Raw genomic sequence first — 1,037 nt, forward strand, 5'->3', positions numbered from 1 at the left:
CAAAATTTACTTTTTCTAACATATATTTATGATTTAACTGATAAATTTTCCGTCCCTATTAAATAAGATTTGAGCCTATTCTTAATAAACATTTTGCCGTGATAACTTTTTAAATATTTTTCACGATGTATAGCATCTTTTTCATTTAGACATGCTTCGTAGTAAGTAAGTTTCAATGGTCGTCTGTTTTTCGTAGATTCTACCTTACCTTTGCTATGTTGCTCAAATCTTAATTTTAAATTTTTGGTATATCCCGTATAAAATTTGTTATCTTTATTTGATTGTAATAAATATGTGTAGTACATATAATTATAATTTAAAATTATTTAACAGGGCAGGTGTTCGAATCGCCCCAGTGATTAAATTGTTTAATAAATACTTCTTTTGGTTTTTAATAATTAATAATTTCTTTTCTAGTTCTGTAATTTCTTTATCTGCGGTAGTTAAAATATCAGAAATAGCTATTTGTTCTTCTTTTGTTTTTGGAAGATCAAAAATATACTCTTTTATATCTTCGGTTGATAAATTAGCTTGTGCTCCTCCCTGGGCACTTCCAATCATTTGATACAAAAATCTTCTATCATATAAAAATAAATATAATAATTCCTTATGGATATCTTTAGCTACAATCTTGCCAACTCTTTGATTAAGTAAACAATTATCGTGGTCTACAACACAAACTCTACCAACATTTCCAGTCATAGATATTAAAATATCGCCCTTTTTTAAAATTTGTTCTTTACTTACATTAAACGGTAATTCGTTTATGGTTTTAGGTTCATCAATAAACATAAATCCATCTTGAACATTAGCAATCGTTATAATTTTATACTTTCCTCCATCAACATAATTTCCACTTTTAAAGGTATAGCCATTAATGAAATCAGAAACATCTCCCAATGTTTTTGTTTCCCATTTATCCTTAAATCCAGCCAATCTTTTTTTACCAGTCAATAAATCCTGCATCAAACTTTTTTTAATTTGCTTTTTGATTTCAATTTTTTTATTTAAATTCTCAATCGCTTTATCCCAAGTTT

Annotated in this window: 2 protein-coding genes; both read right to left on the minus strand. The window is 27.0% G+C overall.

Going from position 1 to position 1,037, the window contains the following annotated elements:
• Positions 1 to 26 precede the first annotated feature (26 nt).
• On the minus strand, positions 27 to 305 hold the full coding sequence (locus COU51_01465) for an excinuclease ABC subunit C (protein PIR66893.1): 279 nt from the start codon (positions 303 to 305) through the stop codon (positions 27 to 29).
• Between the two features lie 4 nt (positions 306 to 309).
• Positions 310 to 1,037 (minus strand): hypothetical protein (locus tag COU51_01470; protein PIR66894.1); only part of this gene is annotated, 728 nt, incomplete at its 5' end.

Source organism: Parcubacteria group bacterium CG10_big_fil_rev_8_21_14_0_10_36_14 (genome assembly GCA_002772895.1).
Lineage (GTDB): Bacteria > Patescibacteriota > Patescibacteriia.